Origin of the sequence: Lacibacterium aquatile, from assembly GCF_042683105.1 — a bacterium.
Classification (GTDB): Bacteria; Pseudomonadota; Alphaproteobacteria; order Elsterales; family Elsteraceae; genus Lacibacterium; species Lacibacterium aquatile.
The window spans coordinates 198,943-213,275 of sequence record NZ_JBHUIP010000009.1 but is presented as its reverse complement, the minus strand read 5'-3'; the positions used below and the strand labels follow the sequence as shown (position 1 = coordinate 213,275).

At 61.4% G+C, this 14,333-nt stretch carries 12 protein-coding genes and 1 tRNA gene; 11 read left to right on the top strand and 2 right to left on the bottom strand.

What is annotated here, in order from left to right; translation table 11 throughout:
- Positions 1-29 precede the first annotated feature (29 nt).
- From ACFSM5_RS09965 to ACFSM5_RS09950, 4 genes are all read left to right on the top strand, one after another.
- Entirely contained in the window at positions 30-1,730 is a 1,701-nt protein-coding gene (locus ACFSM5_RS09965; protein ID WP_379876190.1) for a thiamine pyrophosphate-binding protein, read from the top strand.
- Entirely contained in the window at positions 1,727-2,236 is a 510-nt protein-coding gene (locus tag ACFSM5_RS09960) for a GNAT family N-acetyltransferase (RefSeq protein WP_379876189.1), read from the top strand. The genes ACFSM5_RS09965 and ACFSM5_RS09960 overlap by 4 nt, the downstream gene beginning before the upstream one ends.
- A gap of 199 nt (positions 2,237-2,435) precedes the next feature.
- Entirely contained in the window at positions 2,436-3,263 is an 828-nt protein-coding gene (kynA, locus tag ACFSM5_RS09955) for a tryptophan 2,3-dioxygenase (RefSeq protein WP_379876188.1), read from the top strand.
- Positions 3,263-3,409 (top strand): type II toxin-antitoxin system CcdA family antitoxin, encoded by a 147-nt coding sequence (locus ACFSM5_RS09950; RefSeq protein WP_379876187.1) that lies wholly within the window; start codon positions 3,263-3,265, stop codon positions 3,407-3,409. The genes kynA and ACFSM5_RS09950 overlap by 1 nt, the downstream gene beginning before the upstream one ends.
- A gap of 133 nt (positions 3,410-3,542) precedes the next feature.
- Here ACFSM5_RS09950 and ACFSM5_RS09945 read toward each other — a convergent pair whose 3' ends face one another.
- The gene (locus ACFSM5_RS09945) at positions 3,543-5,345 is read right to left on the bottom strand and encodes a PHA/PHB synthase family protein (RefSeq protein ID WP_379876186.1); all 1,803 of its coding nucleotides are present in this window, start codon (positions 5,343-5,345) and stop codon (positions 3,543-3,545) included.
- A 172-nt stretch (positions 5,346-5,517) separates the two neighbouring features.
- Between ACFSM5_RS09945 and ACFSM5_RS09940 the strand changes: the two genes are divergently transcribed.
- The 7 genes from ACFSM5_RS09940 (at position 5,518) to ACFSM5_RS09910 (ending at position 12,706) form a co-directional block, all read left to right on the top strand.
- Positions 5,518-6,555 (top strand): OmpA family protein, encoded by a 1,038-nt coding sequence (locus ACFSM5_RS09940; protein ID WP_379876185.1) that lies wholly within the window; start codon positions 5,518-5,520, stop codon positions 6,553-6,555.
- Between the two features lie 95 nt (positions 6,556-6,650).
- Positions 6,651-7,877, top strand: a complete 1,227-nt coding sequence (locus tag ACFSM5_RS09935) for an LL-diaminopimelate aminotransferase (RefSeq protein ID WP_379876183.1) — start codon at positions 6,651-6,653, stop codon at positions 7,875-7,877.
- A gap of 27 nt (positions 7,878-7,904) precedes the next feature.
- A complete protein-coding gene (locus tag ACFSM5_RS09930) occupies positions 7,905-9,206 on the top strand; it encodes a homoserine dehydrogenase (protein WP_379876182.1) in 1,302 nt (433 codons plus the stop codon).
- A gap of 56 nt (positions 9,207-9,262) precedes the next feature.
- Positions 9,263-10,222, top strand: a complete 960-nt coding sequence (gene glpX / locus ACFSM5_RS09925) for a class II fructose-bisphosphatase (protein WP_379876265.1) — start codon at positions 9,263-9,265, stop codon at positions 10,220-10,222.
- A complete protein-coding gene (recJ, locus tag ACFSM5_RS09920) occupies positions 10,223-12,031 on the top strand; it encodes a single-stranded-DNA-specific exonuclease RecJ (RefSeq protein WP_379876181.1) in 1,809 nt (602 codons plus the stop codon). It abuts the gene before it with no gap.
- 54 nt (positions 12,032-12,085) lie between these two features.
- Positions 12,086-12,160 (top strand) — tRNA-Glu (locus ACFSM5_RS09915).
- A gap of 291 nt (positions 12,161-12,451) precedes the next feature.
- Complete coding sequence (locus ACFSM5_RS09910) at positions 12,452-12,706, top strand: NTF2 fold immunity protein (protein WP_379876180.1); 255 nt, start codon at positions 12,452-12,454, stop codon at positions 12,704-12,706.
- 96 nt (positions 12,707-12,802) lie between these two features.
- On the opposite strand, the gene lldD is transcribed toward ACFSM5_RS09910, so the two are convergent.
- Positions 12,803-13,939, bottom strand: coding sequence for an FMN-dependent L-lactate dehydrogenase LldD (gene lldD, locus ACFSM5_RS09905; protein ID WP_379876179.1), 1,137 nt, complete (start codon positions 13,937-13,939; stop codon positions 12,803-12,805).
- Between the last annotated feature and the right edge of the window lie 394 nt (positions 13,940-14,333).

The following is a 14,333-nucleotide window of genomic DNA, read 5'->3' as shown; positions in this document are numbered from 1 at the left end:
CGAGGTCTCTTAGGGAGGAAAAAAGCGCGATGAAACGCACTGGTGGCCAACTGATCGTCGATGCTCTCGTGGCCCATGGGGTCCAGATGGCTTATGCGGTGGCGGGCGAAAGTTACCTCGAAGTCCTCGACGCCCTGCTGGATGCCCCCTCGATCAAGGTCGTCACCTGCCGTCAGGAAGGCGGCGCGGCATTCATGGCCGAAGCCTATGGCAAGTTGACCGGCAAGCCTGCCGCGCTGTTCGTGACGCGCGGCCCTGGGGCGAGCAACGCCTCCATCGGCATCCATACCGCCTTCCAGGATTCGACCCCGATGATCGTGCTGATCGGTCAGGTGTCGCGCCAGCAGCTGGAACGCGAAGCCTTTCAGGAAGTGGACTACCGCCGCTTCTATAGCGAGATCACCAAATGGACGGCGCAGATCGATATCGCCGACCGTATCCCCGAATTGATGTCGCACGCGTTCCATGTGGCAACCTCCGGCCGTCCTGGCCCGGTGGCGCTGGCTCTACCGGAAGACATGCTGCGCGATGTCGTTGCCAATCCCGCCGTCGTGCAGGCTGCCTATCGCCCGACCGTCGCTCATCCCGGCGCTGATGATCTGGATGAGGTCATGAAGCTGCTGGCCAAGGCCGAACGGCCGATGGTGCTGGTGGGCGGATCGGGCTGGACCGACGAGGCAGGCGCGAACATCGCCGCTTTCGCGACCGAGAACGACCTGCCGGTCTGCTGCTCCTTCCGGCGTCAGGATGTGGTCGATAACCGCCTGCCGATCTTCTGCGGCGATCTTGGCACCGGGGCCAGCCCGACGCTGGTCGCCAAGGTGAAAGAGGCCGATCTGCTGCTGGTGGTCGGCGCGCGTGTCGGTGAAATCACCAGCCAGTCCTATGGCGTCGTCGGTATTCCGGAACCGGGTCGCACGCTGATCCATATCCATGTGAGTGCCGAGGAAATCGGCCGCGTCTATCGCCCGACGCTGGGTATCCAGTCCGGCGTTGTGCAGGCGGCAGAGGGGCTCAAGAACCTGGAGCCGATCGGCAATCCGCGCTGGGCCGAATGGCGCAAGTCCTGCCGCGCCGCCTTTGATGCTGGCCGAGCCGCCAAGGCGACGGGTCACAAGCTCGACCTGATCGCGGCCATGGATTTCCTCAATTCGACGCTGCCGGACGATCACGTCATCACCATCGACGCCGGGAATTTCTCCGGCTGGCCGCAGCGGTTCTTCAATTTCCGCCGTCCCGGCCGTCAGCTTGGGCCGACCAATGGCGCCATGGGCTATTCAGTTCCGGCGGCGATTTCGGCCAAGTTCGCCCGGCCTGAGAGCACCGTCGTTTCCTTCGTGGGCGACGGTGGGTTCCTGATGAACGGTCAGGAACTCGCGACCTCGATGCAGCAGGGCCTTGGTCCCATCGTGCTGATCTTCAACAACGGCATGTATGGCACCATCCGCATGCATCAGGAGCGTCGCTTCCCGGGCCGTGTCAGCGCGACGGATCTGCACAATCCTGACTTCGTTGCCCTGGCCAAGGCCTATGGCGCAGATGCGGAGAAGGTCGAGACGACCGAAGACTTCAAGCGTGCCTTTACCGCCGCTGCCAAGCGCAAGACGCTGACGGTGCTGGAACTGATGATCGATCCAGAACAGATCACCACCCGCGCCACCATTGCCGATATCCGTGCCGATGCTGCCAAACGCAGCGCGGCGGGTAAGGCCTTCGAGGAAGCCACGTGAGCCAAGACTATCCCGAAATCGACCTGATTCCCCTGGATCTGGGGCTGCTCCAGCTGCTGATGGAAGATCCCGAGCAGACGCTGGAGCAGTTCTGCAGCAATTCGGATGAAGTGGGTGAGACCGTGGCGCAGGTTGCTGCGGCCACCATCCGCTTCATGGGGACCCGGACCGTCCGGGCGCCCTGGGTCAGCTATCTTGGGCAGCGCGGCGACGATCACGCCATCGTCGGCGTCTGCAGCTTCAAGAGCGAGCCGGACGAAGAGGCGGAAGTCGAGATCGCTTACTTCACCTTTGCCGGTTACGAAGGGCAGGGGGTGGCCACGGCTATGGCGGGCGCTCTGGTCGCCACGGCGGCTGCTTCGGAAGAAGCCCGCCGGGTGATTGCCCATACCATGGACGACGAAGGCCCTTCCGCCCGACTGCTGCGGGGCTTAGGGTTCGAGAACGAAGGCATGGTCATCGACCCCGAGGATGGCGCCGTCCATCGCTGGGTGTTGAGTCTTTAACATTTAAAGGCTCTCTCGATTCGTCACCCCGGGACTTGATCCCGGGGTCTCCTCCGGGAGCCCGTCCAATTCTACCAAAACACCTGCGGAAACGTCCCGGAGGAGATCCCGTGGTCAAGCCACGGGATGACGGGTAATCTGTAGCCTGATACTTTAAGCCTAAAGCATTTGGGAGGATGCCCCTTTGAGCGATAAGCCCATGAGCAAGGACCCTGATCACGGCGCCCATCTCGACTTCGCAAAGTCGATGAGCTATGGCGATTATCTCAATCTGGACAAGCTCTTAAGCTGCCAAAATCCTCTGTCGGATGCCCATGACGAGATGCTGTTTCTCGTCATCCATCAGGCATCCGAATTATGGATGAAGCTCGCGATCCATGAGCTGACGGCAGCGGTGGCGGCGATCCGGCGCGACGAGTTGCAACCCGCCTTCAAGATGCTGGCGCGCGTGTCGCGCATCCAGGGGCAGATGATCCAGTCCTGGGACGTGCTGGCGACCATGACGCCCGCCGATTATTCCTCTTTCCGCGACAAGCTGGGCATGTCGTCGGGGTTTCAGTCCTACCAGTATCGCAGCATGGAATTCCTGCTGGGGAGCAAGGACCGGGCGATGCTGAAGCCCCATGAACATCGGCCGGATCTGCATAAGCTGCTGACCGATCTTCTGGAGGCGCCGAGCCTCTATGACGAAGCGATCCGGCTGCTCGCCCGTCGCGGTCTGTCGATCTCGCAGACTGTGCTGAATCGCGATGTGACCCAGCATTATGACGCTGACGAGAGTGTGCTGGCTGCCTGGGCGGAGGTCTATAAGAACTCCAAAAGCCATTGGGATCTTTACGAATTGGCCGAGGAGCTGGTCGATCTGGAGGATAGCTTCCAGGTCTGGCGCTTCCGCCACATGAAGACCGTGCAACGCGTCATCGGTTTCAAGCGCGGCACCGGCGGCACGGCAGGTGTCGAATATCTGCGCCGCGCCGTGGATCGCCCTTTCTTCCCGGAGCTATGGCAAGTTAGGACGGAGGTGTGATGAAAGAGTCTCAGAAACAGATCAAATTAGAAAAGCAGCAAACTCCCGAGGGGCAGTGGCAAAAAGACAATGCCGATGCTCTGCGAAGCTTGAACGAATACGTTCGCAAGCATGGATTGCCATTGGAAAAACATAGGCAGTTCTAAAACGAGCCTGTCATCCCGGACTTGATCCGGGATCTCGTGTAGACAGGCCACGTCGAAAAGTTGGGCAGAGTTCGGCCACACAAGATCCCGGATCAAGTCCGGGATGACAGTTTGTGTTCGGGCAATTGGAGAGCTAACTCCGCACCTTCACATAGCGTCCCGGTGCCGGTTCGATCGACGGCAGTGGCCCCTTCTTGGGATCGCGCGCTGCGACCAGGGGACCGGCGCGCTCCTTCAGCCAGGCCGACCAGGTGGGCCACCAGGAGCCCTCGTGCTGAGCCGCGCCCGCCAGCCATTCATCGGGCGTTGCCGGGTTCTTCTCGTTGGTCCAATGGGCGTATTTAACGGCCGTCGGCGGATTGACGATGCCCGCGATATGACCTGAACCGGCCAGTACGAACTTGGTCTCCCCGCCGTAAAGCTGGGTCGCGGCATAGGTGCTTTTCCAGGGCGCGATATGATCTTCGCGGGTCGAAATGATCATGCTCGGCACCTTGATCTTGCGCAGATCGATGGAAACGCCATCAAGCTCGATCCCGCCCACCTTACAGAGCAGGTTTTCCTGATACATCTTGCGCAGATAGAAGCTGTGCATGGCCGCGGGCATGCGGGTGCTGTCAGCGTTCCAATAGAGCAGATCGAAGGGGAAGGGGTCCTTGCCCAGCAGATAATTGTTCACCACGAAGGACCAGATCAGGTCGTTGGCGCGCAGCATATTGAAGGTGGTCGCCATCTCGCGCCCTTCGAGATAACCGGTGCGCGTCATCTTCTCTTCAAGGGCGTTGAGCTGCTCCTCGTCGATGAAGACCGATAGTTCGCCGCTTTCCGCGAAATCCACCATCGTCGTGAAATAAGTCGCTGAATTAACAGGCGCTTTCTTCTTCACGGCCAGATAGGAGAGGGTGGAGGCCAGCAGGGTTCCGCCCAGGCAATAGCCGATAACATTTGCCTTGGCCTCGCCGGTCTGCGCCTTCACGGCGTCGAGGGCCGCGAGCGTGCCTTCGAGCATATAGTCTTCAAAGCTCTTGGCGGCCAACTGCTCGTCCGGGTTCACCCAGGAGATCATGAAGACGGTGAAGCCCTGGCCGACGGCCCATTTAACAAAGCTATTTTTCTCTTTTAGATCAAGAATATAGAACTTGTTGATCCAGGGCGGAATGATCAGCAGCGGGATCTTGTGAACTTTGTCGGTCGTCGGGGTGTATTGGATGAGCTGGATCAGCGCATTCTCGAACACCACTTCGCCTGGCGTGACGGCGATATCGCGGCCGACCTCGAAGGCTTTCTCGTCGGTCATGGAGATCTGCAGCTTGCCGTCGCCCTTCTCCAGATCCTCGATCAGGTTCTGGAGGCCGTTCAGCAGATTGTCGCCGCCGCTTTCCAGGGTGGCTTTCAGCACTTCCGGATTGGTCATCAGGAAGTTCGACGGCGCCATCGCATCGACGAACTGGCGCGTATAGAAATCGACCTTGCGGGCGGTCTTGGCGTCCAGGCCTTCGGTCGCACGGACGTTGGCCTGGATCCAGCGGGCGGTCAGCAGATAGGACTGCTTGATATAGTCGAACAGGACATTCTCGCTCCAGGCGGCGTCCTTGAAACGCTTGTCGTCCTTGGCGGGCTGTACGAGGGGCTGTTCGTCGGTTTCGCCCATCAGGCGGCGGGTCGCGCTCTGCCATAGACTCATATAGCCCTGCCAGAGGTCGAACTGCGCCTGCATCATGCGGGCAGGGTCGGCCATCATGCGGGTTGCGATCTCGATGAAAGCGCCGGACAGGCTGAGCGGCAGGGCGGGATCCTGCAGGGCGGGGCTGTCTTTCTGGCGAACCAGGAAGTCGCCGACCAGTTTCTGGCTGCGTTCCGCGATCTCGGCCATGGTGCGGCTCCATTCGACCGGATCGGGCAGGCTGGAGGCGGGGTTTTCGGTTTTTTTGTCCATGTCCGCTTCTTCTCTACGTCGCTCGTCTGGAATCGCTTGCCTTTTGCAGCGCGATTGACCTTGCTATGTCCAGCATTGGCACCGGGTTATATAGAAGCGATAACACGGGACGGCCAAGGGTGCGAACCCGTTACGCGTTTGTACCGGACTTGATTTAAGGAGTGGGAGTGGTATGCGGGGTGTCAACGGTCGTGCGGCGGTGATTGCGACGGCGCTGGCTTTGGGTCTGGCGGCCTGTTCCGACAGCGATAGCCCGTCTGCGGGCGCCAAGGTTTCCGATCAGCAGCCGACCCCCTCGGTCAATAGTGTCCCGGCACGTCCGACGTTCCGCCAGGATAGTGCCGGTCGTCAGGCGACAGCTCAAAGCCTGTCTGGCGACCGGAGCAATGCCCGCTATACCGAGGAAGTCATCCGGCGCAATCCGCAGGTGCCTGTCCCCGCAACGCCGCTGGCAACAGTCGGTCCGGAAGGTGTCACGGTGCAGCCGGGTTTCCCGCCGACTCCCGCGCCCGCAGGCTCAGCACCGGTTTCCCGTGTGGTGCCGTCCAGCCAGTCACCGCTGACCCCGTCTTCCGGCGCACCGCGTCAGGCCGACCCCAGCGCACCGCCTCCGGCACCGACCGATATGGGCGTACCGCAAGGCCAGCCGGGTCTCAGCAGCGCGCCCATCGTTTCTCAGCCTCTGGGAACACCTGTTTCCGCTTCGGCTGCTCCCAGCGGCCAGTCGATTGACGACCGTCTCAATGCGATGCTGGCCGATGCTTATCAGCGTCCGGCGACAGCGACTGCCGCTGTGGCGTCGACCGATGGTGGAGTTACGCTCGGCGGGGGTGTTGAACCGGCTGCTGCCGGAGTTTCTTCTCGCGTGGCGACGCTCTATTTCGCCGATGGCTCGGCCAATATCGATACCGCTGGCCGCACTGTTCTGCGGGACGTGGCGCGGATCCATCTGGATCGTGGGGGTATGATCCGGATCGTTGGCCATGCCAGCCGCCGGGCGGGGACGCTCGATCCGGTGAAGCGCGAGACGAGCAATCTCGCGGTTTCGGCCTCGCGGGCCGATGCGGTGACGCGTCTGCTGCGCGGCCTGGGCGTTTCCAACGACGCGATGATCGCCGAAGCCGTCTCGGATGCCGAGGCGACTTTCGACGAGGCAAGCCCTGCAGGCGAGGCTGCCAATCGCCGGGTGGAGATTTACCTGGAATATTGAGCCTGATAAGACTCTAGCCCCCCACGGCGTGCGCGGGGCGGACGCCCCCGCCGTATACGTCTTTTTGTCTGCGTCCCATTTGCTTAGGAAGTGCCATGTCGACCGAGTTCCACCGCATCCGGCGTTTGCCGCCTTATGTCTTCGCGGAAGTGAACAAGTTGAAAGCCGCCGCCCGAGCTAGTGGGAAAGACATCATCGACTTCGGCATGGGTAACCCGGACACCCCGACGCCGCCGCATATCGTGGCGAAGCTGGTCGAAGCGGTGCAGGATCCCAAGACCCATCGCTATTCGAATTCCAAGGGTATCCCCGGTCTGCGCAAGGCGATTGCCGGTTATTATGATCGCCGTTTCGGTGTCGATCTCGACCCGGAAACCGAAGTGATCGCCACCCTGGGCTCCAAGGAAGGCCTTGCGAACCTCGCAAACGCCATCACCAGCCCCGGCGACACCATCCTGGTGCCAAATCCGTCTTATCCGATCCATGCTTTCGGCTTTGTGTTGGCTGGTGCTTCAATCCGCCATCTGCCGATGCATGATGGGATGGATTTCTTCACCGCCCTTGAGCGTGCGACCAAGCACTCCGTGCCGCCGCCCACGGCCCTGATCGTGAACTATCCGTCGAACCCGACCGCTGAAGTCTGCGATCTGGCCTTCTATGAGCGGGTGGTGGATTTCTGCCGCAAGCACAAGATCTGGATCCTGTCGGACGTCGCCTATTCCGAGCTCTATTTCGACGATGTGCCGCCGCCCTCGATCCTTGAGGTGCCGGGTGCGCGCGATATCGCCGTCGAATTCGGCAGCCTGTCGAAGACCTATTCCATGCCCGGCTGGCGCATGGGCTATGCGGTCGGCAATAAGGAACTGATCGGCGCACTGACCCGGATCAAATCCTATCTTGATTATGGTGCTTTCACCCCGATCCAGATCGCCGCGACGGCTGCCCTGAACGGTCCGCAGGATTGTGTGGCCGAGATGCGCAAGATGTATAAAGAGCGTCGCGACGTGCTGATCTCCAGCCTCGCCGCCGCCGGTTGGGATATCCCCAGCCCCAAGGCATCGATGTTCGCTTGGGCGCCGATCCCGGAAAAGTTCCGTCACCTGGGCAGCCTAGAATTCTCCAAACGCCTGCTGCTGGAAGCCGACGTCGCCGTCGCGCCCGGCATCGGCTTTGGCGAATATGGCGACACCCATGTGCGTCTGGCGCTGGTCGAAAACCAGCACCGCATCCGTCAGGCCGCGCGCAACATCAAGGCGTTCCTGTCCAAGAGCAATCTTACGGACCCCGACTACGTCTCGCCCATGCCCAACGCAGCCCAATAACCTCCAGTCCGAGAGCTAGTGTCCCCCGTGTCATCTGGTAAAGCTTTGCGCGTCGCCGTCGCCGGTCTTGGCACGGTCGGCGCGGGTGTCGTCGATCTTCTGGCCCGTAACCGCGATCTGATCGCTGCGCGGGCCGGAAGACCGATCGAAGTTGTGGCAGTCGCCGCCCGGTCCAAAAATAAGGATCGCGGCGTCGATCTTTCCGGCATGGCCTGGGAAGAGGGGGCTCTGGCTCTTGCCAAGCGCAACGACTACGACGTGTTGGTCGAAGTTGTCGGCGGCAGCGAAGGCCAGACGGTCGAAGCGGTCGAGTTTGCCCTGAAGGCGGGCCGTCCGGTCGTCACCGCCAACAAGGCGATGCTGGCGCTCCATGGCGCGCGTCTGGGCCAACTGGCCCATGACAACGGTGTGGCCTTGGCGTTCGAAGCGGCGGTTGCCGGTGGCATTCCGATCATCAAGGCCCTGCGCGAAGGGCTGGCGGGTAACCAGTTCCAGCGTGTCTTCGGCATCCTGAACGGCACCTGCAACTTCATCCTGACCAAGATGCGTCAGGAGAAGCGCGAATTTGTCGATGTGTTGGCCGAAGCCCAGCGCCTGGGCTATGCCGAAGCCGACCCGACCTTCGACGTCGATGGCATCGATGCGGCCCATAAGCTGAGCATCCTGGCGTCGGTCGCTTTCGGCAGCCCGACCAACTTCGATGCCGTGCATGTGGAGGGCATCCGCCATATCTCGGCGCTCGATATTTCCTATGCGACCGAGCTTGGCTATCGCATCAAACTGCTGGGCATTGCGGGTCTGACCCCGAATGGCCTGGAGCAGCGCGTGCATCCCTGCATGGTGCCGCTCGACACGCCGATTGCCCATGTGGAAGGCGTCTTCAACGCCGTGGTCGCCGAAGGCGATGCGGTGGGGACGAGCTTCCTGCAGGGGCGCGGTGCCGGTGCCGGTCCGACGGCTTCGGCCGTGGTGTCCGATCTGATCGACCTTGCACGCGGCCATAATGTGCCCGCTTTTGCGGTGCCTCCTGCCGCCATGAAGGCGCTGCCTGCCGCTCCGATGGCGAAACACCGTGGCGCCTACTACGTGCGTTTGATGGTTGTGGACCGCCCCGGCGTCATTGCCGATGTGGCCGCTGCCCTTAGGGACGAGAAGGTTTCCATGGAAGCCATGATCCAGCGTGGACGTGACCCTGGCGAAGTAGTGCCGGTGGTGATAACTACACACGAAACCGAGGAAGCGGCGATGGTCCGCGCCCTCGACCGGATAACGGCGCTGGAGGCTGTCACTGAACCTCCGCGCATCATCCGCATTATAGAACGTCTGTAACCTCTTTCTCGGCCGTGTGAGCCGGGGAACCTGGAGAAACGATATAAATGCCGAGCATGGATCGTAACCTCGCCCTTGAGGCGGTTCGCGTGACCGAGGCTGCTGCCCTTTCCGCATCGCGCCTGATGGGTCGTGGCGATGAGAAGGCCGCCGATCAGGCAGCCGTCGACGCGATGCGTCGCGCCCTCAATGACCTCGCCATCGAAGGCACCGTCGTCATCGGTGAAGGCGAGCGCGACGAAGCCCCGATGCTCTACATCGGCGAAAAGGTCGGCACCGGCCTTGGCCCTAAGATCGACATCGCCCTCGATCCGCTCGAAGGCACCACCATCACGGCCAAGGGCGGCCAGAACGCGCTTGCCGTTATTGCGATGGCCGAAAGCGGCGGCTTCCTGAATGCGCCCGACGTCTATATGGACAAGATCGCGGTGGGCGGCGGTCTGCCGGACGATCTGATCGATATCGATGCCAGCCCGGCCGAAAACCTCAAGAACCTGGCCCAGGCCAAGAAGGTCGAAATTGGCGATCTGGTCGTCTGCATTCTCGACCGTCCGCGCCATTCCGATCTGATCGCCAAGGTGCGCGCCGCCGGCGCCCGCATCATGCTGATCTCCGACGGCGACGTGTCGGGCGTCATCGCGACCGCCCAGCCCAATTCGGGTGTCGATCTTTATATCGGCTCTGGCGGAGCGCCGGAAGGCGTGCTGGCTGCGGCCGCTCTGCGCTGCATCGGCGGTCAGATGCAGGGGCGCCTGCTGTTCCGCAACGACGATGAAAAGTCGCGCGCGTCCCGCATGGGCATCACCGATTTCAGCCGCAAATATTCGATGATGGATCTGGCCAAGGGCGATGTCATGTTCGCGGCCACGGGTGTCACCGATGGTGCGATGCTGAAGGGCATCCGCAAGTATGCCGGTGGCGCGACCACCCATTCGCTCATCATGCGCTCGACCTCCGGCACCGTCCGTTACGTCGAAGCCCATCACAACACCATCCGTAAGCCTTTCGACCGCTAAATGACCAAGACGACCGTTCCGCTCGAGAACCCCGATTCAGAGGCTTATCTTGGGGTGGAGCGGTCGCTGTCCGGTCGACGCTGGTATGGGCGGGGCGGGGATGAACGCCTCGCCCTGACCCTCTCCCAGCGCTTAGGCCTGCCCGAGGTGATCGGCCGTCTGCTGGCCGCCCGGGGCATCGGGATTGAGGAGGCGGACAGCTTCCTTTCCCCCACACTCAAGAATTCACTGCCCGATCCATCCAGCTTCAAGGATATGGATAAGGCCGCCGCGCGCCTTGCCCTCGCCGTTACGAATGGCGAGAAGATCGGCATCTTCGGTGATTATGACGTCGACGGCGCAACCTCCTCCGCGCTGCTCAATCGCTTCTTCACGGCGCTGGGCGTACCACCCCGGATCTATATTCCTGACCGCATGAAGGAAGGCTACGGCCCGAATGCGGCGGCGCTGCTGCGCCTGAAGTCCGAAGGGGTCGGTCTGGTCATCACCGTCGATTGCGGGGCGACGGCCCATGAGCCTTTGCAGGCTGCGGCCGATGCGGGCCTCGACATCGTCGTCTGCGACCATCATGTGGGCGAACCGCGCCTGCCGCCTGCGGTCGCCGTGGTCAATCCCAACCGGTTCGACGAGGAAACGCCGCATCGCAATCTGGCGGCGGTGGGCGTCGCGTTCCTGCTGGCGGTGGCGACGAACCGGGCGCTGCGCCAGCAGGGCTGGTTCGCGGCACAGGGCCGGGCGGAGCCGAACCTGCTGCAATGGCTCGATATCGTCGCCCTGGGCACTGTCTGCGATGTGGTGGCCCTGACGGGCGTCAACCGCGCTTTGGTGGCCCAGGGCCTCACCGTGCTGCGCCAGCGCCGCAATGCGGGGCTGGTGGCGCTGTCCGATATCGCAGGCGTCAAGGAGACGCCCGATGCCTTCCACCTCGGCTATATCCTCGGTCCGCGCGTCAATGCGGGCGGGCGGGTGGGTGAGGCTGGCATGGGCAGCCGTCTGCTGGCCTGCGACGACCCTGGAGAGGCCGGACAGCTTGCCGGGCAGCTCCATGCCTTCAACGATGAACGCCGTGCCATTGAGGCCCTGGTGCTGGAAGAGGCCATTGCCCAGGTGGAGGCTGGAGGCGCCGCCTGCGATCATCTGGTGTTCGCGGCGGGTGAAGGCTGGCATGCGGGGGTGATCGGTATCGTCGCCGCCCGCCTTAAGGAACGCTACAATCGGCCTGCCTGCGTCGTGGCCATCGAAAATGGTGTCGGTAAGGGCTCCGGCCGCTCCATGCCCGGGATCGCGCTGGGCGATATCGTGATTGCCGCGCGCCAGGCGGGGCTGCTGATGAATGGCGGGGGCCATGCCATGGCGGCTGGCTTCACCGGCGAGGCAGGGCGCATGGAGGAGCTACGGGCCTTCCTGGCGGCCCGCATACGTGATGGAGCGGGCGAGGGGCGGCTGGTGCCCACCATGGGCATGGATGGCGCCCTGGACGTCCTGGGAGCGACGCCGGAGCTGGTTCAGACCGTGGCGCGCCTGGGGCCGTTCGGCGCCGGTAATTCGGAGCCACGTTTCGTGATCTCTCCGGCCCGGATCGCGAAAGCCGATCTGGTTGGCGAACATCATGTGCGCGTCATTCTGACGGGGCCATCGGGTGGGCGTCTGAAGGCGATTGCCTTCCGCTGTGCCGAAACGGAAATGGGTCAGGCGATGCTCACCCACGCCGGTCGATTCTTCCATCTGGCGGGGCATTTGCGCCTGGATAACTGGCAGGGACGGGAGGGCGTTCAGCTCGTTATCGATGATGTTGCGATTTTATCGTGAATAGTGCTTGACGGGGTGTCGGCGGATCGACTAAAACCCCGCCACGCCAACGACGACCCCATCGTCTAGTGGTTAGGACACCAGCCTTTCACGTTGGTAACGCGGGTTCGAGCCCCGCTGGGGTCGCCACTCTTTGAGCGAGCAATCGCAAAGAGTTATGGTTCAAAGTTAAACAAAAACTCCCGGCTGAAAAGTCGGGAGTTTTTGTTTATGCCTCCCTGTCGCGTCAGGTTAGACGCGGGACTTTGCTGACCGGCAGGCGACCGGTTAATATTGCCGTCCCCCGCTAGCTCCGTATGCTCATTTACCTCGTGCCGGACGAATAAGTTCCGCTTGTTTGCGGCGACGGTCCTTGTTCGTTCGAAAGGCCGAAATCCGACGGCATACAGAGATCGATTTTGTTTTATGGGGAACGCTGCGGTGGGCAATGATGAGAAGATCTCAATAAAAATGCTGCGCGCCTCTGGGTTTGATCTGGTGGATGAAGCTATTGCCGTTGCTTTATCTGAGGCGCTGATTCGAAGGCATTATGGAGAGGCGGAATTATCCTCTCAATCTCCCCTGATCGTGAAGGATGGGGGGGATAAATGGATTGTGTCTGGAAACATTGATGTGGAGTCGCGGGATCGAGATTTAGGCAGTCTTAAATTGGGGAAATTGAGGTTGTTATTATAAAGTCAACTTCTCAAGTTATTGAATTTATAAGAAATTCTAAAATTAGAACCTAGGTTCTCCGATTGCTCTGAGTGGCTAACGACTGCTGATTCGGGTTCATGAATTTGCTAAGCAGTCGCGCCCGATTTCGGAGATGTTTTTGGCGCCGGTCAGGGTCATGGCCACGCGCATCTCTTTTTCGAAGATCGTCAGCAGATTGAGCACCGCCTCTTCGCCGCCGGTGGCGAGGGCGTAGACGAAGGCGCGGCCCAACAGGGTGGCGTCGGCACCCAGCGCCAGCATCCGCACGACGTCGAGGCCGGATCTGATGCCGCCGTCGACCAGGATCTTCAGCTCGCCCTTCACCGCATCGGCGATGGCGGGCAGGGCCTTGGTTGTCGACAGCACCCCGTCAAGCTGGCGCCCGCCATGGTTGGAGACGACGATGCCGTCGGCACCAAAACGCACGGCATCTCGTGCATCATCGGGGTCGAGGATGCCTTTGATGATCATCGGACCGCGCCAGAACTCGCGGATCCACTCCAGGTCTTTCCATCCGATGGAAGGGTCGAAATTGGCGCCGAGCCAGCCGATATAGTCCGCAAGGCCGGTGGGCTTGCCCAGATAGGCAGACACATTACCCAGATCGTGCGGGCGGCCGAACAGACCCACGTCAAAGGCCCAGCTTGGATGCAGCATCGCCTGCATCATCCGCCGAAGCGGGCCGGACTTCCCCGACATGCCGGAGTGGGCATCGCGATAGCGGGAACCGGGAACGGGCATATCGACAGTGAAAACGAGGGTGTCGATCCCGGCCGCCTGCGCCCGCTCTAGGGCATGCTTCATGAAGCCGCGATCTTTCAGGACATAGAGCTGGAACCAGATCGGGGCGGTGGATTGCTTCTGCACTTCCTCGATCGGGCAGACGGAGACGGTAGAGAGCGTGAAGGGGATGCCCTTCTTGTCGGCGGCGCGGGCCGCCTGCACCTCGCCTCGCCGGGCATACATCCCTGTCAGCCCGACCGGCGCCAGGACCACGGGCAAGGAGAGCTTGCGGCCAAACAGCTCGGTCTCGGTCGACAGATCGGACACATTGCGCAGCACCCGCTGCTTCAGAGCAATCGCGGCAAGGTCGGAGACGTTCCTGCGCAGGGTTTCCTCGGCATTGGCGCCGCCATCGGCATAATGGAACAGAAAAGGGGGCAGCTTCTTGCGGGCGGCTTCGCGGTAGTCCGTGGGGGCGGAGATAATCAATTTGCCGAATTCCCTGATCTGTGCTGCGCCATCCTACATGCTGTCACACCCGCCGATCATCAGGAGAATGAGAGGCGCGTTTCCCTTCGGATCTCGTGCTTAGCCCAGGCTACCCCGTGCTCTTTAAGCAGGCTGTTTCGGACGGCGCGACCTCGACCTTTCATCCTGCATTGGGATGGAATTGGTCCCGTTCTTGAAGGCGCTGTAAAAGCGCATTGGAAGGATATAAATATCTTCGACGTTTGGTTGAAAAAGCTTCTAGAGCGATACGTGGGATCAATGAAGAGCATAGAAAGACTTCTTTAAGGAAATCACATGTTTCTGAGACTCTGAATGTTCTATTTAAGCTTCTGAAAAATCGAGCCAAAGCCGTAACCATCAATGTGAATTAGGT

Coding starts and splice junctions, on each gene's coding strand:
- ACFSM5_RS09965 (WP_379876190.1), top strand. CDS start 30: ATGAAACGCACTGGTGGCCAACTGATCGTCGATGCTCTCGTGGCCCAT.
- kynA (WP_379876188.1), top strand. CDS start 2,436: ATGAGCAAGGACCCTGATCACGGCGCCCATCTCGACTTCGCAAAGTCG.
- ACFSM5_RS09950 (WP_379876187.1), top strand. CDS start 3,263: ATGAAAGAGTCTCAGAAACAGATCAAATTAGAAAAGCAGCAAACTCCC.
- ACFSM5_RS09945 (WP_379876186.1), bottom strand. CDS start 5,345: ATGGACAAAAAAACCGAAAACCCCGCCTCCAGCCTGCCCGATCCGGTC.
- ACFSM5_RS09940 (WP_379876185.1), top strand. CDS start 5,518: ATGCGGGGTGTCAACGGTCGTGCGGCGGTGATTGCGACGGCGCTGGCT.
- ACFSM5_RS09935 (WP_379876183.1), top strand. CDS start 6,651: ATGTCGACCGAGTTCCACCGCATCCGGCGTTTGCCGCCTTATGTCTTC.
- glpX (WP_379876265.1), top strand. CDS start 9,263: ATGGATCGTAACCTCGCCCTTGAGGCGGTTCGCGTGACCGAGGCTGCT.
- recJ (WP_379876181.1), top strand. CDS start 10,223: ATGACCAAGACGACCGTTCCGCTCGAGAACCCCGATTCAGAGGCTTAT.